The sequence below is a fragment of the Vibrio paucivorans genome (assembly GCF_054053395.1).
On record NZ_CM133230.1, the window covers coordinates 1,041,693 to 1,062,406 of the forward strand.

General features: G+C 44.2%; 19 protein-coding genes. 17 read left to right on the forward strand and 2 right to left on the reverse strand.

Translation table 11 applies throughout. From position 1 onward, the window contains the following. Window positions 1–37: 37 nt before the first annotated feature. The 12 genes from clpX (at window position 38) to ACXABW_RS05030 (ending at window position 13,466) form a co-directional block, all read left to right on the forward strand. On the forward strand, window positions 38–1,318 hold the full coding sequence (gene clpX, locus ACXABW_RS04975; RefSeq protein WP_252030181.1) for an ATP-dependent protease ATP-binding subunit ClpX: 1,281 nt from the start codon (window positions 38–40) through the stop codon (window positions 1,316–1,318). A gap of 132 nt (window positions 1,319–1,450) precedes the next feature. Next, window positions 1,451–3,802 carry an endopeptidase La gene (gene lon / locus ACXABW_RS04980; RefSeq protein WP_457524309.1) on the forward strand — a complete coding sequence of 784 codons (2,352 nt, stop codon included), beginning with the start codon at window positions 1,451–1,453 and terminating at the stop codon, window positions 3,800–3,802. A 191-nt stretch (window positions 3,803–3,993) separates the two neighbouring features. After that, window positions 3,994–4,266: an HU family DNA-binding protein gene (locus ACXABW_RS04985; protein WP_252030185.1), complete on the forward strand. Its 273-nt coding sequence runs from the start codon at window positions 3,994–3,996 to the stop codon at window positions 4,264–4,266. 156 nt (window positions 4,267–4,422) lie between these two features. Further along, window positions 4,423–6,282 (forward strand): peptidylprolyl isomerase, encoded by a 1,860-nt coding sequence (gene ppiD, locus ACXABW_RS04990; RefSeq protein WP_457524311.1) that lies wholly within the window; start codon window positions 4,423–4,425, stop codon window positions 6,280–6,282. 168 nt (window positions 6,283–6,450) lie between these two features. Beyond that, entirely contained in the window at window positions 6,451–6,705 is a 255-nt protein-coding gene (locus ACXABW_RS04995; RefSeq protein WP_457524950.1) for a ComEA family DNA-binding protein, read from the forward strand. Window positions 6,706–6,892: 187 nt separating this feature from the next. Beyond that, window positions 6,893–7,573, forward strand: coding sequence for a (d)CMP kinase (cmk, locus tag ACXABW_RS05000; RefSeq protein ID WP_252030191.1), 681 nt, complete (start codon window positions 6,893–6,895; stop codon window positions 7,571–7,573). 110 nt (window positions 7,574–7,683) lie between these two features. Further along, window positions 7,684–9,354: a 30S ribosomal protein S1 gene (gene rpsA, locus ACXABW_RS05005; protein WP_457524314.1), complete on the forward strand. Its 1,671-nt coding sequence runs from the start codon at window positions 7,684–7,686 to the stop codon at window positions 9,352–9,354. Between the two features lie 119 nt (window positions 9,355–9,473). Then, window positions 9,474–9,755 carry an integration host factor subunit beta gene (gene ihfB / locus ACXABW_RS05010; RefSeq protein ID WP_252030196.1) on the forward strand — a complete coding sequence of 94 codons (282 nt, stop codon included), beginning with the start codon at window positions 9,474–9,476 and terminating at the stop codon, window positions 9,753–9,755. A 143-nt stretch (window positions 9,756–9,898) separates the two neighbouring features. Beyond that, a complete protein-coding gene (locus ACXABW_RS05015) occupies window positions 9,899–10,174 on the forward strand; it encodes a LapA family protein (protein WP_252030198.1) in 276 nt (91 codons plus the stop codon). Between the two features lie 19 nt (window positions 10,175–10,193). Beyond that, window positions 10,194–11,363, forward strand: a complete 1,170-nt coding sequence (gene lapB, locus ACXABW_RS05020; protein WP_252030199.1) for a lipopolysaccharide assembly protein LapB — start codon at window positions 10,194–10,196, stop codon at window positions 11,361–11,363. Window positions 11,364–11,449: 86 nt separating this feature from the next. Then, complete coding sequence (pyrF, locus tag ACXABW_RS05025; RefSeq protein ID WP_252030201.1) at window positions 11,450–12,145, forward strand: orotidine-5'-phosphate decarboxylase; 696 nt, start codon at window positions 11,450–11,452, stop codon at window positions 12,143–12,145. Between the two features lie 136 nt (window positions 12,146–12,281). Continuing rightward, the gene (locus tag ACXABW_RS05030) at window positions 12,282–13,466 is read left to right on the forward strand and encodes a hypothetical protein (RefSeq protein WP_457524316.1); all 1,185 of its coding nucleotides are present in this window, start codon (window positions 12,282–12,284) and stop codon (window positions 13,464–13,466) included. A gap of 44 nt (window positions 13,467–13,510) precedes the next feature. Here ACXABW_RS05030 and miaE read toward each other — a convergent pair whose 3' ends face one another. Further along, window positions 13,511–14,284 (reverse strand): tRNA isopentenyl-2-thiomethyl-A-37 hydroxylase MiaE, encoded by a 774-nt coding sequence (gene miaE / locus ACXABW_RS05035; protein WP_457524317.1) that lies wholly within the window; start codon window positions 14,282–14,284, stop codon window positions 13,511–13,513. A 63-nt stretch (window positions 14,285–14,347) separates the two neighbouring features. Further along, a complete protein-coding gene (locus tag ACXABW_RS05040) occupies window positions 14,348–15,112 on the reverse strand; it encodes a DNA repair protein (protein WP_457524318.1) in 765 nt (254 codons plus the stop codon). A gap of 305 nt (window positions 15,113–15,417) precedes the next feature. Here ACXABW_RS05040 and cysB point away from each other — a divergent pair, with 305 nt between their 5' ends. The 5 genes from cysB (at window position 15,418) to ACXABW_RS05065 (ending at window position 20,582) form a co-directional block, all read left to right on the forward strand. Further along, a complete protein-coding gene (cysB, locus tag ACXABW_RS05045; protein ID WP_252030209.1) occupies window positions 15,418–16,392 on the forward strand; it encodes an HTH-type transcriptional regulator CysB in 975 nt (324 codons plus the stop codon). 55 nt (window positions 16,393–16,447) lie between these two features. Further along, window positions 16,448–17,647: a methyltransferase gene (locus ACXABW_RS05050; protein WP_457524321.1), complete on the forward strand. Its 1,200-nt coding sequence runs from the start codon at window positions 16,448–16,450 to the stop codon at window positions 17,645–17,647. Window positions 17,648–17,819: 172 nt separating this feature from the next. After that, window positions 17,820–18,785 carry an ABC transporter substrate-binding protein gene (locus ACXABW_RS05055; RefSeq protein WP_252030213.1) on the forward strand — a complete coding sequence of 322 codons (966 nt, stop codon included), beginning with the start codon at window positions 17,820–17,822 and terminating at the stop codon, window positions 18,783–18,785. Between the two features lie 61 nt (window positions 18,786–18,846). Next, window positions 18,847–19,791 (forward strand): ABC transporter permease, encoded by a 945-nt coding sequence (locus tag ACXABW_RS05060; protein WP_265688783.1) that lies wholly within the window; start codon window positions 18,847–18,849, stop codon window positions 19,789–19,791. After that, the gene (locus ACXABW_RS05065) at window positions 19,788–20,582 is read left to right on the forward strand and encodes an ABC transporter ATP-binding protein (RefSeq protein WP_265688782.1); all 795 of its coding nucleotides are present in this window, start codon (window positions 19,788–19,790) and stop codon (window positions 20,580–20,582) included. Before ACXABW_RS05060 ends, ACXABW_RS05065 begins: the two co-directional genes overlap by 4 nt. Window positions 20,583–20,714: the final 132 nt, after the last annotated feature.

The following is a 20,714-nucleotide window of genomic DNA, read 5'->3' on the forward strand; positions in this document are numbered from 1 at the left end:
ACTCAAACATAAAGAGTAAAGGCTAAGAGGTTAGCGAATGACAGACAAAAGCAAAGAGAGTGGTAGCAGCAAATTACTGTATTGCTCTTTCTGTGGCAAAAGCCAGCACGAAGTTCGCAAGCTAATCGCCGGCCCTTCAGTTTACATTTGTGATGAATGTGTCGACTTATGTAACGACATCATTCGTGAAGAAATCAAAGATGTTCTGCCTAAGAAACAATCTGAAGCGTTACCAACGCCTAAAGAAATTCGTGAACACCTTGATGACTATGTAATTGGCCAAGATTACGCGAAGAAAGTGCTCGCTGTTGCGGTATATAACCACTACAAGCGTTTACGTAACGGTGATACAACGAGCGAAGGGGTTGAACTTGGTAAGAGTAATATCTTGCTTATCGGCCCAACAGGTAGTGGTAAGACACTCCTTGCAGAGACGCTCGCTCGTTTCCTAGATGTACCTTTCACTATGGCAGACGCAACGACGCTTACTGAAGCGGGTTATGTTGGTGAAGATGTAGAAAACATCATTCAGAAGCTGCTGCAAAAGTGTGACTACGACGTAGCGAAAGCAGAACGTGGTATTGTGTACATTGATGAAATCGACAAGATTTCTCGTAAAGCGGAAAACCCATCTATCACACGTGACGTATCGGGTGAAGGTGTTCAACAAGCACTACTTAAACTCGTTGAAGGAACGGTAGCTTCAGTTCCACCTCAAGGTGGCCGTAAGCATCCTCAGCAAGAATTCTTGCAAGTTGATACTTCTAAGATTCTATTTATCTGTGGCGGCGCATTTGCTGGCTTAGATAAAGTGATAGAGCAGCGCGTTGCAACCGGTACAGGCATTGGCTTCGGCGCGGAAGTTCGTTCTAAAGATGAAACTAAGACTGTTGGTGAACTGTTTACTCAAGTTGAGCCAGAAGATTTGGTTAAATATGGCCTTATTCCTGAGTTTATTGGTCGTCTTCCGGTTACTACAACGCTGACAGAGCTCGATGAAGAAGCACTGATTCAGATTCTTTGTGAACCAAAGAACGCTCTGACGAAACAGTATGGCGCACTCTTCGATTTAGAAGACGTTGAACTTGAGTTCCGTGAAGATGCCCTACGCGCTATCGCTAAGAAAGCGATGGAGCGTAAAACTGGTGCTCGTGGTCTGCGTTCTATCTTAGAAAGCGTGCTTTTAGAAACCATGTATGAACTTCCATCAGCGACGGACGTAAGTAAAGTCGTTATTGATGAGACGGTGATTAATGGTGAGTCGGAACCATTACTGATCTACAGTAACACCGATAATCAAGCCGCTGGCGCTGAGTAAAAATAATCAAAATGTTCAAAGGAGGTATTAAATACCTCCTTTTTTTTATTCTTTCATTGAATCCAATGGATTAGCCCCCATATACTGCTTAACAAGTTATGCGTTAAACATGAAAGCGGAAGAGAGAAATATATGAACTTGGAACGTTCCGAGCGTATCGAGATCCCCGTACTGCCACTACGTGATGTGGTCGTTTATCCTCATATGGTTATTCCTTTGTTTGTTGGTCGTGAAAAGTCTATTAGCTGCTTAGAAGCGGCGATAGATAACAACAAGCAAGTCCTTCTAGTTGCTCAAAAGCAGGCTGAAACCGACGAACCAACTCAAGATGATTTGTTCGAAGTCGGGACAGTCGCAACGATTTTACAGTTGCTGAAATTACCTGATGGCACAGTTAAGGTACTCGTCGAAGGTCAACAACGTGCCAAGATTACGCAATTTAAAGAGAATGAATTCTTCTTGGCGGATGCAGAGTTCCTGCAAACTCCCGAGCTCGACGACAAAGAGCAAGAAGTGGTTGTGCGCAGTGCGATTAACCAGTTCGAAGGTTTCATCAAGCTAAACAAGAAAATCCCACCAGAAGTACTGACATCTCTTAATGGTATTGATGAAGCGGCGCGTTTGGCGGACACCATCGCAGCGCACATGCCCCTAAAACTTGTTGATAAGCAACAAGTGTTAGAAATCCTAGATGTAACCGAACGCCTTGAGTTCCTGATGGGACAAATGGAGTCAGAAATTGACATCCTTCAAGTTGAGAAACGCATCCGTGGTCGCGTTAAAAAACAGATGGAAAAATCTCAGCGCGAGTATTACTTGAATGAGCAAATGAAAGCCATTCAGAAAGAGCTTGGTGAGACTGAAGATGGCGTTGATGAATTCGAAGTTCTTAAACAGAAAATCGAAGAGTCAAAGATGCCTCAAGAAGCTCGTGAGAAAACTGAGCAAGAGCTGCAAAAGCTTAAAATGATGTCACCGATGTCTGCAGAAGCAACTGTGGTACGCAGCTACATCGACTGGATGGTCGGCGTCCCTTGGGCAAAGCGCTCGAAGGTGAAAAAGAATTTAGCTAAAGCAGAAGAGATTCTGAACGAAGACCATTATGGCTTAGAGCGTGTTAAAGAACGTATCCTAGAGTATTTAGCGGTACAAAATCGTATCAACAAATTGAAAGGTCCAATCCTTTGTCTTGTTGGTCCTCCAGGTGTAGGTAAAACATCTCTGGGTCGTTCTATCGCTGCAGCAACGGGCCGTAAGTACACTCGCATGGCACTAGGTGGCGTGCGCGACGAAGCTGAAATCCGTGGACACCGTCGTACTTACATCGGTTCACTACCGGGTAAGCTGATTCAGAAAATGTCGAAAGTCGGGGTTAAAAACCCATTGTTCCTTTTGGATGAAATCGACAAGATGTCTTCAGATATGCGTGGTGACCCATCTTCAGCGCTGCTTGAAGTATTGGATCCAGAACAGAACAATGCATTTAATGATCACTACCTAGAGGTGGATTACGATTTATCAGATGTTATGTTCGTGGCGACATCTAACTCGATGGATATTCCAGGCCCACTACTAGACCGTATGGAAGTGATTCGTCTGTCTGGTTACACCGAAGATGAAAAACTGAACATTGCGAAGCGTCACCTTGTGGATAAGCAAGTTAAGCGCAACGGTCTGAAGCCAAACGAAATAACCATCGAAGATTCAGCGATCATCGGCATCATTCGTTACTACACGCGTGAAGCGGGTGTGCGTAGCTTAGAGCGTGAGATTTCTAAGATCTGTCGTAAAGCAGTGAAGAACATTCTGCTTGATACAAGCTTGAAGTCTGTAACAGTCACGATGGATAACCTGAAAGAGTATCTAGGTGTTCAACGTCATGACTTTGGTAAGGCGGACGACAGCAACCGTATCGGCCAAGTGACAGGCCTAGCTTGGACACAAGTAGGTGGTGACTTGTTGACCATCGAAACAGAAGCGATGCCTGGTAAAGGTAAGCTGACGCAAACGGGTTCTCTTGGCGACGTAATGAAAGAGTCGATCCAAGCGGCAATGACTGTTGTTCGTTCACGTGCTGAAAAGCTGGGTATTAACTCAGATTTCTATGAGAAACGTGATATCCATGTCCACGTTCCGGAAGGTGCAACACCTAAAGATGGCCCAAGTGCAGGTATCGCAATGTGTACAGCGCTTGTTTCTAGCCTTACAGGTAACCCTGTTAAAGCAGAAGTAGGCATGACGGGTGAAATTACCTTACGTGGTGAAGTTCTACCTATCGGTGGTCTAAAAGAGAAATTACTCGCGGCACACCGTGGTGGCATCAAAACGGTATTGATTCCGAAAGACAACGAACGTGATTTGGAAGAGATTCCAGACAATGTTATTGCTGACCTAAAAGTAATTCCAGTTCAATGGATTGATGAAGTTCTTAAAGTTGCACTAGAGCGAGACCCGTCAGGGGTTGAGTTTGTCGCTAAAAAATAGTGATGTGCAGCAAAAATAAGTAAAAGATTACGCTGATTCGCCCAAAAAGGCTTGTCAGCGTTTTTTTTGGGCGCTAACGTTACCGACTAAGGCTGAAGCCTTTTGTAACAAGGCTTCAGCTAACATGAAACGTAAATGGAACGAAAGCTACCTTTAAAAATAATAAATCGGTAGCACAAAGGGGAATCACAGTGAATAAAACACAATTAGTAGAAAAAATTGCCGAGAACGCTGACATTTCTAAAGCATCAGCAGGCCGCGCTCTAGACGCATTCATCGAAGCAGTAGGTGACACTCTACAATCTGGCGATCAAGTAGCGCTAGTTGGTTTTGGTACTTTCAGCGTACGTACTCGTGCTGCACGCACTGGTCGTAACCCAAAAACTGGTGAAGAGATCCAAATCGCAGAAGCTAAAGTACCAGCATTCAAAGCAGGTAAAGCGCTTAAAGAATCTTGCAACTAATCAAATAGGTTGCGCATTGATTAAAAATGCGAACTTATTTCGAACCTTTTTAAATTATGCGCATCATACTGATGCGCATTTCTTTTTCTGGTATTATCGCGCAATAGATTTTTGTTGTAGAAGTACAATGCTTCATTTGTGGAGAACAGTTAAATTATGATGGATCGATTACGCGAAGGCGTGAACAGCATCGCGGTCAAAATTATCCTAGGATTAATCATCCTTTCTTTCGTATTTGCCGGTGTTGGTAGCTATATCGTTGGTGGTAGTAATAACGCAGCGGCAAAAGTTGGCAATACTGAAATCGCACGTGGTGAGTTTGAGCAAGCGTACCAAAATGAGCGAAATCGTATGCAGTCTCAGCTAGGTGATTATTTTTCTAACCTACTGGCAGACCCATCGTATGTTGCATCATTTCGTAAATCTGTTCTTGACCGTATGGTTAATGACGTGCTTTTAGAGCAGCATGCTGAGTCTTTAGGTCTTCGTGTAAGTGATGCTCAAATCCGCACCATGATTCTTGAAATGCCTCAGTTCCAAAGTGACGGTAAATTCGATCAAGAAATCTATCAAGCAGCACTGCGTCGTGCAGGCTTCTCGGCTGAGAGCTTTGCTCAGTATTTACGTAAAGATCTTGTCCGTAATCAGTTACTGACAGCTCTACAGGGCAGCGACTTCTCCCTTCAAGGTGAGATTGACTCTCAAAGTAAGCTAATTACTCAGACTCGTGATATTCGTACAGTAACTCTTTCTCTTGAAGAATTTGCAAACAAAGTGACGCTTGATGACGCGCAGATTGAAGAGTATTACAAACAAAACCCTGAGCGCTACACTCGTCCAGAACAGGTGAAAGTCGCTTATGTTGAATTATCTGCTCAGCAGTTAAAGCAGCAAGTCGCTATTAGCGATGAACAGGTTAAGCAATACTACCAAGAGCACCTTGATAAATATTCTTCGGAAGAGCAACGAAAAGTTAGCCATATTCTAATTCAAGGTGAAGACGAGTCAAAAGCACAAGCGATCTTGGATGAATTGAATTCAGGTGCTGACTTTGCAGCTTTGGCCGAAGAGAAGTCAGAAGACCTTGGTAGCTCAGAAGAAGGTGGTTCACTGGGTTGGATTGAACGCGACGTAATGGACCCAGAATTTGAAAAGGCAGCATTTGCTCTGAAAAATGTTGGTGATGTTACTGGTTTAGTTAAGTCTAACTTTGGCTACCACATCATTAAGCTTGACGAGCTGAAAGATTCAGTAGCGAAACCTTATGAAGAAGTTGCCGCTGAAATTAAGCAAGAGCTGACTGATCAAGAAGCGATTGACCAGTTTTACGAGTTGCAAAGTGAACTTGAAACGGTTGCTTTTGAATACCCTGACTCACTTGACGATGCAGCGAATGCCGTAAGCCAGAAAATTCATACTACAGACTTTATATCTCAGCAAGATGCGCCAGATGTACTGAAGACGCCTGCCGTTCTTCAAGCTATCCTAAGCCCAGAAGTGAAAGAAGATGGTTTGAACTCAGAAGTAATAGAAATTGCTCCTGAGCACGTGATTGTTGTGCGTGTCGAAGATGCACGTGACGAAACGGTTCTGCCTCTGGAAGAAGTTCGAGAGCAAGTTGTAACACAGTTAGCTAAAGTGAAAGGTGAGCAACAAGCTATAGAACTTGCTGAGACGGTTATTGACGGCCTTAAGTCGGGTGATGTTTCTGTTCTAGAATCTAACTCACTGGAGTTTGGTGAGACAGAAACTATCGATCGTAGCTCAGCATTCGCTGACACTGTATTTGCTTTAGCTAAGCCAGAAGCAGGTAACTCTGTTTATGCTCAAACTAAAGATTTCGAAGGTAATATCGTATTGGTATCACTGGATAAAGTTGAAGCGAAAGTAGACTCTCAATATGGTGAGCAAATTGGTACTCAGCTAACACAGTTGAACTCGCAACAAGATTTGTCTGGTGTGTTGAGCATTCTTCGTAGTAGTACAGATATCGAATATTACGCAGTGAGCCAATAACACGCTTTAGTGTAATTTATATAACTATTAAAAACGGACTGCCTATGCAGTCCGTTTTGTTTTTACGCTCTGCCAGGTTATTAATCAGAGTAATGGATTTACAGTAAGCCTTTTCAATCAAAAGGAGGTTTTATGTACTTTAAATCTATTGTTCTTGCTGCCTTGTTAATGATGGGCGTGTCGAGTGGGTTGGCGGTTGCGGATAGTGACCAATACGAAGGTATCGAAATTACGGTCAATATCAACCAAGCGAACGCCGACGAATTGGCTACGTTGCTAAAAGGCATCGGAATCAAAAAAGCACAAGCGATAGTGGATTACCGAGATAATAACGGAGACTTTAAGTCTGCAGATGAGCTGGTTGGTGTTTCTGGAATAGGTCAAACAACGGTAGATAAGAACCGAGAACGCATACAACTGTAAATGTAATATTGTGCCGCTTAACTCAAAAGCCAGCTGAACCGGGATTGAGTAAGCGGTACTTTCGTTTTTACTCCTTACTTAAGTATAACGAATCATCGCTAGCAGGATTCATCTAGAAGCATTATAATTTTGCGCCGATAACAGCCAAGGCATACGTATCTTGGTTTGAAACCACGTGGAGTAAAACATGTCCTCTCAAACACCGGTGATAACCGTTGATGGACCTAGTGGCGCCGGTAAAGGCACACTATGTATGTTACTGGCTAATAAATTAGGTTTTAGTCTTCTTGATTCCGGAGCAATTTATCGTGTGCTTGCCTTGGCTGCAATCCACCATGGTGTCGATACCGAATCAGAAGATGGACTCGTTCCGCTTGCTACACATTTAGATGTTCAGTTCATCGCAGAGGGTGACTTGGTAAAAGTTATCCTTGAAGGTGAAGATGTTTCCCAAGAACTAAGAAAAGAACAAACAGGGATGGCTGCATCTAAAGTTGCGGCTTTGCCGCGTGTACGTGAAGCATTGCTTCGTAGACAAAGAGCATTCTCCGAGGGAAATGGCCTAGTTGCCGATGGTCGTGACATGGGTACTGTCGTTTTCCCATCTGCAGAAGCAAAAATCTTCCTTGATGCGAGTGCTGAAGAGCGTGCTAACAGACGCCTTAAACAGTTGCAAGGCAAGGGGTTAGATGTTAAATTTGACGACCTTTTGAGCGAGATCCAAGAGCGAGACGATCGAGATCGTAATCGCCCAGTGGCGCCTTTGCGCCCTGCTGAGGATGCGCTGGTGCTTGATTCTACGTCGATGGGTATCGACGAAGTTGTCGAAAAAGCACTACAATATATCGAATCAAAACTGATTAAGTAAACTATACTCAATCAGCTGAGAACGTTGGTCGCAAGGATGATGACCGGCGAATTTAATAACCCCATGTGGTAGGAAACCCGTGGACGTTTAATTTATTGAAGATTAAATAAATGACTGAATCTTTTGCCCAACTCTTTGAAGAGTTTCTAAACGAAACAGAATTCCAACAAGGCAGCATCGTTAAAGGTACTGTAGTAGCTATCGAGAACGGTTTCGTTCTTGTTGACGCTGGTCTTAAGTCTGAATCTGCTATCCCTGCTGAACAGTTCAAGAACGCTGCTGGCGAACTTGAAGTTGAAGTTGGCGCTGAAGTAGACGTAGCTCTAGACGCTGTTGAAGATGGTTTCGGTGAAACTCAACTTTCTCGTGAGAAAGCTAAGCGTCACGAAGCTTGGATCGTTCTTGAGAAAGCTTACGAAGAAGCTGAAACTGTTGTTGGTATCATCAACGGTAAAGTTAAAGGCGGTTTCACTGTTGAACTAAACGGTATCCGTGCTTTCCTTCCAGGCTCTCTAGTAGACGTACGTCCTATCCGTGACACTGCTCACCTAGAAAACAAAGAGCTAGAGTTCAAAGTTATTAAACTTGACCAAAAGCGTAACAACGTAGTTGTTTCTCGCCGTGCTGTTATCGAATCTGAGAACAGTGTTGAGCGTGACGAGCTTCTAGAAACTCTACAAGAAGGTTCTGAAGTTAAAGGTATCGTTAAGAACCTTACTGACTACGGTGCATTCGTTGATCTTGGTGGTGTTGACGGTCTTCTACATATCACAGATATGGCTTGGAAGCGTGTTAAGCACCCATCTGAGATCGTTAACGTTGGTGACGAGATCCAAGTTAAAGTTCTTAAGTTCGACCGTGAGCGTACTCGCGTATCACTAGGTCTTAAGCAACTAGGCGAAGATCCATGGGTAGCTATCGCTAAGCGTTACCCAGAAGGTCACAAGCTTTCTGGTCGCGTTACTAACCTAACTGACTACGGCTGCTTCGTTGAAATCGAAGAAGGCGTTGAAGGTCTAGTACACGTTTCAGAAATGGATTGGACTAACAAGAACATCCACCCATCTAAAGTTGTTAATGTAGGCGACGAAGTTGAGGTTATTGTTCTTGAGATTGACGAAGAGCGTCGTCGTATTTCTCTAGGTCTGAAACAGTGTAAAGCTAACCCATGGCAGTCATTCGCTGAAGCACAAGCTAAAGGCGACAAAGTTACTGGTAAGATCAAGTCTATCACTGACTTCGGTATCTTCATCGGTCTTGACGGCGGCATCGACGGTCTAGTTCACCTATCTGACATCTCTTGGAACGTTCCAGGTGAAGAAGCTGTGCGTGAGTACAAGAAAGGTGACGAGATCTCTGCAGTAGTTCTAGCTGTAGATGCAGAGCGTGAGCGTATTTCTCTAGGCGTTAAGCAAATGGAAAACGACCCGTTCAACGCATACGTTGCTGACAACAAGAAAGGTACTCTAGTAAACGGTACTGTTACTGCAGTTGACGCTAAAGGCGCAACTATTGAACTTGTAGATGGCGTTGAAGGTTACATCCGCGCTTCTGAAGTTTCACGTGACCGTATCGAAGATGCATCTCTAATCCTAAGCGTTGGTGACAGCGTTGAAGCGAAGTTCACTGGTGTAGACCGTAAGAACCGCGTAATCAACCTATCTATCAAAGCGAAAGATGAAGCTGAAGAGCAAGAAGCAATGGCAACTCTGAACAAAGCTGAAGAAGGCGCGTTCGGTAATGCTATGGCAGATGCATTCAAAGCTGCTAAAGGCGAATAATAGTTTCTCGATAAGAGATTAATAGCTATTAGCTAAGAAGGGAGCCGAAAGGCTCCTTTTTTTTTGCTTATTTTCTTGATAGGTCTATAATTTCTAAAAAGAAACCAATGAGGGAAACTATGACTAAGTCTGAACTGATTGAACGACTATGTGCCGAGCAAACGCATTTATCCGCCAAAGAGATTGAAGACGCTGTGAAAGACATACTAGAGCACATGGCTTCAACACTTGAAGGTGGTGACAGAATCGAAATCCGTGGGTTCGGTAGCTTCTCTTTGCATTACCGTGAACCTCGTGTTGGTCGTAATCCTAAAACGGGTGACAAAGTGGAATTAGAAGGCAAGTATGTCCCTCACTTTAAACCTGGCAAAGAATTACGTGAACGTGTAAATATCGGTTAACCTCGATCTTACAAGAACAATAAGAAGCGGCATACTTTATCGTATGCCGCTTTTTTAAAGCCACAATATTTGCAATAGCCATGGTTTGTAAGCGTGTTTTCCTGCATAATCGTACCTGCCATTAATATTAGGGGTAGTGGATTATGAAAATTATAAAAATCGTTCTGGTACTGGCTCTGTTTCTTATTGCGCTTGCGTTAGGCTCTCAAAATCAAGCGGTCGTAACATTTAATTATTTGCTCGCACAGGGTGATTTCCATCTTTCCACACTACTTGGTAGCGTATTTGTTGTAGGCTTCGCTGTGGCGTGGGCTATTTTTGGCAGTTTGCATTTGAAATCTCGTCTTGAAGTTAGGAAGTTGAACAAACAACTGAAAAAGCTAACACCAGTGACGGATACCACAGAAGTAAAGTCTTAGTTTAAACGGTAGATTTTTAATGCTTGAGATACTCTTCTTGTTACTCCCTATTGCCGCCGCTTATGGCTGGTACATGGGTAATCGCAGTGCGAAACAAGACAAGCAAAAACATTCCAATCAGATATCTCGTCAGTATGTGACTGGCTTGAACTTACTGCTTTCCGATCAGTCTGATAAAGCGGTCGATCATTTTATCGAACTGTTGCAAGTCGATGATGAAACCATCGATACTCATTTAGCCCTCGGTAATCTATTTCGCTCTAGAGGTGAAGTAGACCGCGCCATTCGTATTCACCAAAATTTGATCTCTCGTTCAGGGTTGACCATCGACCAAAAGAACATCGCGCTTCAGCAACTAGCAAAAGATTATATGGTTTCGGGTTTTCTCGATCGCGCTGAGAAGATTTTTGAACAATTGGTCGATGAGCCCGATCACAAGGAAGCAGCACTACAGCAGTTGGTAGCGATTTACCAACAAACGAGAGAGTGGAGTAATGCGATTCATTATGCGAGCTTGCTGGTAAAACTGGGTCGCAAAAGAATGAAATCGACAATCGCCCACTTTTGGTGTGAGCTTGCGATGCAAGAGAAGTCCGACGGACAACACGGCAAAGCAATTCAGTATTTTCAGCGCGCGCTCTCAGAAGACCCGAAATGTGTTCGAGCAAGTATTTCCCTTGGTAAACTTTTTCTTGAAGCAGAAGATTACGCAAAAACCGCCCAATATATGGAAATGGTGCTAGAGCAAGATATAGACTTTATTGGGGAAGTGCTTCCAACTCTCGCAGATTGTTACCACCATCTAGGGCAAGAAAGTGGTTTAGTTGAGTTTCTAAGGGAATGCATCTCTCGTAAAGCCGGTGTATCTGCCGAATTAATGCTAGCCCAGTTAGTCGCTCAGCACGATGGCGTTGGAGCGGCGCAGGAGCTGTTGACTCGTCAGTTGGTAAAAAACCCGACGATGAAAGGTTTTTACCGATTAATGGATTATCACCTAGCGGATGCAGAAGAAGGGAGGGCGAAAGCCAGTCTGAGCACGCTACAAAAGCTTGTGGGTGAACAGTTAAAAGTTAAGCCTCATTATCGATGCCGTAAATGTGGGTTCTCTACCCACTCTATGTATTGGCACTGTCCTTCCTGTAAGGGGTGGGGAACCATTAAGCCAATACGTGGGCTAGATGGTGAGTAAAGTATTGATTGGCTATGCCAATCCAAATTTAGCAGCGGCGATCCCGCTGCTTTTTTTCGAGTTTCAAAAAGTAATTAGGAGATGAAATGATCGACCAAAAAGTTATTGTAGCGCTGGATTACGACAACCAAGCTGACGCACTCGCTTTTGTTGACAAAATTGACCCGTCGTTATGTCGGCTTAAAGTGGGCAAGGAGATGTTTACGCTATTTGGTCCTGATTTCGTTAAAGAGCTTCACAAGCGTGGGTTTTCAGTGTTCCTAGACCTAAAGTTTCATGACATTCCAAACACGTGTTCTAAAGCGGTACGTGCTGCAGCGGAAATGGGCGTGTGGATGGTGAATGTACATGCAGGTGGTGGAGAGCGTATGATGAGCGCTTCACGAGAGATTTTAGAGCCATACGGAAAAGATCGCCCACTCCTTATTGGTGTAACCGTACTGACCAGTATGGAACAAAGTGACTTAGCTGGGATTGGCTTGGATATCGCTCCACAAGAGCAAGTTATTCGTCTCGCTAACCTTACTAAGAACTCTGGTTTAGACGGCGTAGTCTGTTCAGCGCAGGAAGCTTCAATGCTTAAACGTGAACTGGGTAAAGAGTTTAAACTTGTTACACCTGGCATCCGTCCTGCGGGCGCAGCGATGGGTGACCAGAAACGTATTATGACGCCAGTTGATGCGATTCAAGCGGGTTCTGACTATTTAGTGATTGGCCGACCTATCACACAAGCTCAAGACCCTGATTTAGTGTTACGTGAGATCAACCTGTCGCTAAGTTAATGATTTATTAAACCTAAAATAGCCAGCACTTGCTGGCTTTTTTTTGTGTTTGATTTGCCTTGTTACTGGTGATTAACACTTTTTTTCTATTAGGTTTGTATATGGTAATAACAAAACTATAAATAAGGATGTTTTTATGCCGCACCAAGGTAGCGCAGCAGAAAGTGAAGTTTTGTCGTCTCCTGCGAGCAAAATGGTTAGTGCAGGTGATGTAGCTAAAATTAAATCAGAAGTGTTGAAGAGAATTAATCAATCGACCCATTTATCTCAGGGCTTTCGATTGGTGAACCAGAAAGAGTATCAATCTAGCCTTGCCGAATTGAAAGGAATGCTCAAATCCAAGAGTTTACTCGATAGCGAAGAAGGGAAAATGTGCAAGCTCATGCACGATATTCTCACTGATGACGCGCACTTAGTCGAGTATCTTGATGAAGACTTAGCCAAGTACTTGGAGAGTAATGCTGCTGGCAAGCAAGTGCTTAACACCAAGGCGATGAGTTTTAAAGAGAAAAGCCAAGTAGCAAATGCAAAGCTCAAGCGTAAGCAGCTGTTTTTAATGTTCAAGGAGATCATTCAAGCGCAGGTAGAGCTTAACCAGTTTGCAGAGCAACTGCGGGCTGCATTTGGAGCTGAAATTAGCTTTCCTCCCGGGGCCTATGGTGGCATAAAGAGCTACAGTGGCGCTCTGGCAAAGATTACTACGCGAGTTCGTAACAATGACGTAGGGGATTTAAAGGATTGTGCCCGTATTACTGTAAAAGTGAAAAGCTTTAAAGAACTACAGAGTGCGAAATTATTCATTTGTAGCACTAAGGAGTTTCGTGCGGTATCCACTTATCAAAAAGCGTTAAAAGATCGATATCAACTCGCGGCGGTGGGGAGTGGGCTGGAACAATTTAATGTTGCCGCCGACGACAGTGGTTATAAAGATATCAAATTTTTCTTGAAGATGAATAACGGTCAGATAGCAGAGCTTCAACTCAACATTCCGGGCATGCTGGTTGCAAAGAAAAAAGCGCACATAATTTATGACATTGCACGGACTAATCAAGACGCTTTCGACAACCGCCAGCAATTCCAAGTGATGAGTCAGGAAGTGATCGAAAAAGTTAAACGGAAAATGGATGATGATTGGTTTGGTTTCATTCGGGAAAAGCTCCCGGAACTGGGCAATGACACTAACTGTATTGAAGCTATGATGGACGTTTTAAAAAGCAAAGGCACTCTAGTAATTGGCCCAAATGAAGCGGAAGCGCTTAATCGAGTCAGCAAGAAATTGTATGCATCAGGTCTAGGTTCTGCTCTGTTGGACTCTAAGTAAACTAAAGTAAAAAGGATGCTAAAGTGCATCCTTTTCAATAAATGCTATAGGGTAGGGATACCGCTATGGAACTTAAAGTCTGAGTCTGGAGAGGATATCAACTCAGCTTCTAATTGCCCAAAAAAGTGAACTCGTTCGCTAATATCACATCCGGCAACTTGTTCGGCCAACGCAAGGTAATCTTGGTAGTGACGTGCTTCTGAACGCAACAACGATACGTAGAACTTACCTATATCGTCATCGAGGTGAGGGGCAAGCTTAGCAAATCGTTCACAGGACCGCGCCTCGATATACGCTCCGATAATGAGCTTATCTACCAGAGTTTGAGGTTCATAAGTTGCCATGTGAGACAACAACCCTTTTGCATAGCGACTAGCTTGGATTGGCTCATAGTCGATGCCGCGTGCGTCCATAATCTCAAGCACTTGATAAAAGTGGTGAAGCTCCTCTTTGATAAGCAACACCATTTTGTCGATCAGATCTTGACTATAAGGGGAATCAGATTTCGCCATTATGGATTTGGAAATGTTGCTTTTCCCTTTGAGTGTTTCTAACGAGCCAGTTTTACGATAGGCAAAATCTTCATAAGGCTTAAACCAGTCGAGCAAAGCATGAGCGCTACTTTTGTCGACCGCGTATTTACGAATCAGGTACATTGCAGATTGCCCTGCTTTCAGTTCACAAAGCAGGTGGTCGAGTAAGATCGTTTTTAAGTTCTCTGGCTTTTTAGCCTCTGTTACCCACTCATCCGGAGTGTGGCACTGAAGGAATTGATAAATGGGCTCGAGGAGTTGTTGGTATTCTTGTAGTTGTTTCATTTTCGTTTACACATAAATAAGGCCGCATTAGCGGCCTTAATTTCATAATTCAATCGTGGCAGTTTACCACTTTTTCTTCTGACCAAAGAGTGCTTCCATATCGTCGTCGCGCTCTTTTTCTTCCATTTGCTGTAAGTCTTCTGCTGATTTGCTTTGTCGCTTTTGCTCCAAGTCATCAAACATTGATTTAAGTTTCTCACGGGCCTGATTGGAGTATGCGTCGTTTTTGGTCGTCAACGCATCGATGCCTTTACGCAATAGTTGGACTGCTGTACCAGGTTGCCCACGAACGATAGCATCGTTGGCACGTTTAATTACGTTCTCGATATTGATTCGAACTTGAATGGTCTCAAGACGTGCATTTTCTGCCACAAAGGCTTGGGTTTCAAAGCGACCTTTGTTGTGCTCACTGCGAATGGTATCGCGTAGGCGTTTAACTAACTTAAGCATGACAATTGCTTGTTTGTCACTACTCGGTACTTTGAATGTTGTGCTTTCCCCACCTTGGTAGTTATCTTTAAGCTGGGTAATCTGCTGCTTCATGTTTTCGATACGCTGAGCGAGTTGTTTGTTCTTGGGATCAAGCTCATACATACTCTCCAGAGCATCAAGAATCCGACCGTTAAGGCAAACAAGCAAATCCTTACTGTAAGGCATATGGTGCGCATTACCGATCAGCTCTTCGGTAGCATCAATAATGGCAACGTGTCGCGCAGACTCTTGCTTCCTAACTGTCTCAACCTTCACTTTGTACTGAAGCATGATGTTGTAGCCAAGAACTAACACCAACAAAATAGCGACAAGAGCAATAATTAAACCAATATTCATAAAATCCGTGTCTTTGTTGTTTCGATGGCTAGCCGATAAGGATACACGATCCCATCAGTTCCCTGCATCAATAATTTGTGTACTTTATTATTCCTTGTTGCCTTTTGATTATTAACCAAAAGTTCGAATTAGCACAGCAATATGAGCTATGGGTTGCAAAATATGCGGTCCTAAAAGCTGTTTATCTTTGATTCCTCGCGGATAACACTGACTTTTTCTACCATTTTGTTTGGAATAACGTTATAACTAATAATTATAAACCATTCTAACCGTCTTGAACGTCGATAAGGGATTACGAGGTCAAAATGAAGCTACAGCAGCTGAAATATATTGTCGAAGTGGTAAATCATAATCTGAATGTTTCTGCTACTGCAGAGAGCCTGTATACCTCTCAACCTGGGATAAGTAAGCAGGTTCGTCTTTTGGAAGATGAGCTCGGTATCGAGATCTTTGAAAGAAGCGGAAAGCATCTTACTCAGGTAACTTCAGCAGGCGAAGACATAATTCGCATCTCGCAGGAAATTTTGGCTCGCGTAGAGAGCATCAAAGCGGTGGCTGGAGAGCACACTCATCCTGAAATGGGGACGCTGAATATTTCGACCACTCACACTCAAGCTCGTTATGCTCTACCTGACGTAATTAAAGGCTTCACTAGCCGATATCCGAAAGTTTCATTGCACATGCACCAAGGCACACCAAGCCAAATGTCTGAGGCGATCGCTAAAGGTACGGCTAACTTTGCGATTGCGACTGAAGCTCTGCATTTGTATCAAGACGCAATTATGTTGCCATGCTATCACTGGAATCGTTCTATCGTTGTGACAAAAGATCATCCATTGGCGCAGAAATCTCATGTTTCGATTCAGGATCTAGCCGCGTATTCATTGGTTACTTATGTGTTTGGCTTTACTGGTCGCTCAGAATTGGATACGGCTTTCAACAAAGTAGGGCTTACGCCTAGAGTAGTATTTACAGCAACGGATGCTGATGTAATCAAGACTTATGTCCGTATGGGGATTGGTGTTGGTGTGATTGCAAGTATGGCGATTGACGAAGGACAAGATTCAGACCTTGTTGCTATCGATGCAAGCCATATCTTTGGAGCGAGTACCACCAGTATAGGGTTCCGCCGAGGCACATTCTTACGCTCATACATGTACGACTTTATGGAGCGCTTTGCACCTCATCTGACAAGACCGGTTGTAGAACAAGCTATTTCCTTGAAATCCAATGCGGAAATTGAAGAAATGTTCAAAGACATCGAACTTCCAGTCCGCTAAATTCCTTTCTAATCTTACTGCTTCCCCCTAAAATAGAGCAATGCAAGGGGGAAGCATGTCGTCTCAATATCTCACTCTATTTAACACTCTCGATACCTTTCTAAATCAGACCCAAGAGTTTTGGCGTTTTGAACCATTTCATCTGAGCTATGCTGACTGTGAGCTTACCGCTAACAATTCATTAGGACGATGGTTGTTTTCCCTGTCAAATCAAGAGATTTGTGAGCTAAAAGAATCTCCAGAATTAGTTACGCAATCTATTTCTCAGTACATTCCTTCCCTTGCTGAAACCATTGTTGATACTCAAGTTCTGAGCCTCAATAGCTCTGAGCTTGAATTACCGCGCGGCGTGTCCGAGGGGGTTCCTGGTAGGAAGTTGGACCAAATTGTTGCTATGGGAAGCGCAGTTTTGGAGCGCCATGTGGGAGAAGAATGGTTAGAGTGGTGCTCTGGGAAGGGCTTTCTGGGCCGGATATTAGCAGGGCAATCAAATCAAAAAGTGACCAGTTTTGAATATCAGCAAGCGCTGTGTGATTCTGGCCAATCCGAAGCAAACAGACTTGAGTTACCGATGGAGTTTGTCCAAGGCGACGCGTTTTGCTCTGACTCTGCTGCCGTGTTTAACGACAAACAGCATGCAGTGGCACTTCATGCCTGCGGTGACCTGCATGTTACTTTACTGCAACGAGCGGTGGCAGCCTCTCTTCCGGCTGTGACATTTTCTCCTTGTTGTTACCACCTGATTAAACATGACAGCTACCAGGCGTTATCATTACCCGCAAAAGGCTCTTTATTGAGGCTAAACAAAACTGAGCTGCGTATCCCCTTGCAGGAAACCGTGACAGGTGGCGAGCGAGTGAAAAGGCATCGTCAAATGGAAATGACTTATCGCTTGGGGTTAGATTATTTGCTTCGTATTGAACTTGGTAAAAACGAGTATGTTCCAATCCCAAGTATCAAGAAATCTTTGCTTTCCGATGGGTTTGAGGCATTTGCTCTATGGGCATTTGAGCAAAAAGGGTTCAATTACTCGGATACTTTCCCGCTAGACAAGTATCTGAAGTTGGGAGAAGAACGCTTCTGGCGAATGGAGAGGTTAAGCCTCATCCAGCAGCCATTCCGTCGTTTGATCGAACTCTGGCTTGCGTTGGATAAAATACTTTATTTGGAAGAGCATGGTTATCGCGCATCGATTCATGAGTTTTGCTCGCGAAGTGCTACACCAAGGAATTTGCTCATCCATGCAGAGAGATAGTCGAAGCTCATTTTTTAGTCAAGCAACCGAACTCTCTTTTTGTTGCTTAAATGTTAAAACTTTCTTCCCTTAGTTCTAAGTAGCTGGTAATAATGGTGCTATGTGTACACAAAGTGCACAGCTGAAAATAACATAACATTCGCATCACCGTTGCTTATATCAAGGAGTTAAGATGAAAGCAGGCAAAGTCATTGCGACCGCTGTTCTAGCGGGCGCTGCATTACTCTCTTCTACAAGTATCATGGCCAAAACGGCAAAAGTTGCTGTCTCTCAGATTGTTGAACACCCTGCCTTGGATGCCGCTCGTCAAGGGTTACTGGATGGGCTAAAAGCAAAAGGTTATGAACAAGGAAAAAACTTAGAGTTCGATTATAAAACAGCACAGGGGAATCCAGCGATCGCGGTACAAATTGCGCGCCAATTTGTTGGTGAAAACCCAGATGTATTAGTGGGTATTGCAACGCCAACAGCTCAAGCTTTGGTTTCCGCAACTCGTTCGATTCCAGTTGTGTTTACGGCTGTAACCGACCCTGTTGGCGCAAAGCTAGTCAAAAAAATGGAACAGCCGGGTAAAAACGTAACAGGCTTATCCGACTTATCTCCGGTGAGCCAACATGTGGAATTGATCAAGGAAATCCTGCCGAATGTTAAGTCGATAGGTGTGGTATACAACCCAGGAGAGGCCAACGCGGTAACACTTGTCGAGCTACTCAAAGAAAGTGCAAAAGCGCAAGGTATCGAGGTTGTTGAGGCAACGGCTCTTAAAAGTGCTGATGTACAGTCTGCGACTCAAGCGATTGCAGCGAAGTCTGACGTGATTTATGCACCGACTGACAATACGGTCGCGAGCGCGATTGAAGGTATGATTGTTGCTGCTAACCAAGCGAAAACTCCTGTTTTAGCAGGTGCGACTTCTTATGTAGAGAAAGGAGCGATCGCAGGACTTGGTTTCGATTACTACCAAGTTGGTGTTCAAACAGCGGATTATGTAGCCGCAATTATTGAAGGCAAACAGCCAGGTGAGTTAGATGTGAAAGTTGCTAAGGGTTCTGACTTAGTAGTGAATTCCGGTGCTGCTGACAAACTTGGTGTGACGATTCCGCAATCTGTATTAGACCGCGCTACAAGCGTTAAGTAATAACTCAAGCACAGCCAGCAAGATTCTTGCTGGCTTTTTTCCGAGCAGAAAAGGAGTAGTTATGTCTGCTTTTGCATTTTTTGGTGCACTGGAAATTGGTTTATTGTACGGGCTCGTCGCGCTTGGAGTTTATCTGACTTTTCGAGTACTGGACTTTCCTGATTTAAGCGTCGATGGCAGCTTCCCTATGGGGGCTGCGGTTGCAGCGACCGCCATTGTCGCTGGGATTAACCCGTGGTTGGCGACCGGAATGGCAATCCTTGCTGGGGCCGCTACCGGTTGGGTAACCGCATTCTTAGCAGTAAGGTGTGGGATTTTGCACTTGCTCGCTTCTATTCTCACCATGATTGCTGCGTTTTCCATCAATATTCGAATCATGGGGCGCCCCAATATGGCGCTGTTGGGAGAGGAAACGATACTGACACCATTTGAAGCAGTGGGGGATGCGATGTATATCCGTCCACTAGTGGTCGGGATACTGGTTCTGATTTCAGCATGGTTTATCGTTCGCTTGCTTAACAGCGATTTTGGACTCGGGCTAAGAGCGACAGGTGTGAACGCGCGAATGGTCTCCGCACAAGGTGGAAGTACTGCATTCTATACATACTTTGGTTTGGCTTTGTCCAACGGCTTTGTCGGCTTTGCAGGCGCACTGTTTGCACAAACAAATAGCTTTGCAGATGTGACATCCGGGGTTGGTACTATTGTTGTCGGCTTAGCTGCGGTGATTCTAGGCCAAACGCTTATTCCAGGTCGGAAAATTTGGGTGGCGGTGACTGCTGTTATTGTGGGTTCGGTGTTGTACCGATTAGCCGTTGCATTCGCCTTGAGTACCGGTATGTTTGGCTTACAAGCATCCGACTTGAACCTAGTCACGGCCGTTCTGGTCGCAATAGCCCTCATTGCCCCGAAAATTAAAGGGAACCTCAAAGCAAAAAAGGCCAATAGCCCTGCTGCTAAAGGCTCGTCGACTAAGCAGGGTAAAGAGTCAGGAGAAGCGGTATGATTCGACTTGAAGATATTGAAGTGACCTTTAACCCAGGTACGATTCTGGAGAATCGAGCACTTAAGGGAGTTTCGTTGGAGGTTCCTGAGCATGAATTTTTAACCGTGATTGGTTCAAATGGTGCAGGAAAGTCGACATTACTTGGTGCAGTGACTGGCGAAACGCCTATGGCCGGAGGCAGAGTCATTATTGATGAACTAGATGTGACAAGCCGAACGGTCGATCAAAGGGCCAACCAGTGCGCACGGGTGTTCCAAGACCCGTTAGCCGGGACTTGTGGTGACTTAACCATCGAAGAGAATATGGCTCTGGCTTATATGCGAGGTAAGCGACGAGGGTGGAGCCTATCGCTTTCTTCTAAAAGACGTAAGTTGTTCCAAGAGCGGATTAGTATTCTCGGACTAGGGTTAGAAGATCGTTTGGGAGATAACATTGGTTTACTCTCTGGGGGACAAAGACAAGCGGTAAGTTTGGTTATGGCAACCTTATCCGACAGCAAACTCTTGTTGCTTGATGAGCATACTGCTGCACTGGATCCGAGAATGGCCGCGTTTATTATCGATCTAACTAAAACCATTGTCAGTGAATTTAACCTGACAGTGATGATGGTTACGCACTCGATGAAAGATGCACTAGCGTGTGGTGATAGAACGGTAATGCTGCATCAAGGAGAAATAGTGTTAGATGTGGCTGGTAAGCAGCGAGCTAACATGACAGTACCCGACTTACTCGAGATGTTTACTAAGGTAAGAGGCGAAGAGCTTGCCGATGATAGTTTGCTTCTGAATTAACCTAATGTCGTTAGGTTTCGTTAAATCAAGTATGTGATTTTATTGCCTAAATCAAGTATGTGATTTTATTGCCTAAATGCATTCACAAAGTGTATTAAGCCCGTCAAATGTATTAAGCTTTTGATGGGCTTT